The sequence below is a fragment of the Alistipes sp. CAG:29 genome (assembly GCF_000435435.1).
Taxonomy (GTDB): Bacteria; Bacteroidota; Bacteroidia; order Bacteroidales; family Rikenellaceae; genus Alistipes; species Alistipes onderdonkii.
This window is the reverse complement of the sequence record NZ_FR893486.1, coordinates 39,582-39,956: the sequence shown is the minus strand read 5'-3', so window position 1 is coordinate 39,956 and position 375 is coordinate 39,582. Positions and strand designations below refer to the sequence as shown.

1 protein-coding gene is annotated in these 375 nt (G+C 57.1%); it reads left to right on the top strand.

What is annotated here, in order from left to right:
* Positions 1 to 200: 200 nt before the first annotated feature.
* A partial coding sequence (locus QVP03_RS10905) for a glutamate--tRNA ligase family protein (protein ID WP_288210771.1) occupies positions 201 to 375 on the top strand: 175 nt, incomplete at its 3' end.

Below are 375 nucleotides of genomic sequence, written 5' to 3'. Positions count from 1 at the left end.
TCTATAACCGCACGTGGGTCGGCTACGACCGCCGATTCTTCAAGGGCACGCTGGCCGTCGAGGCGGGCATGGTGTTCCACTACGACGGCACGGGCATGGGCACGCAGCAGGTCGTGAAGCTCTCGGTGGACATCCAGAAGCTGTTCAACATCGGCCCCAAGGCAAAGAAATAAAGCATACAACAAGCGAAACATACACATATGGCAAGCGAAACAAACGAAACACGGGAGAAGTCGCTGAACTTCCTCGAAGAGATCATCGAAGAGTCGATCGCCAAGGGCGAAACGCGCGTCCAGACCCGTTTCCCGCCCGAACCGAACGGCTACCTGCATATCGGACACGCCAAGAGCATCTGCATCAACTTCGGGCTGGCTC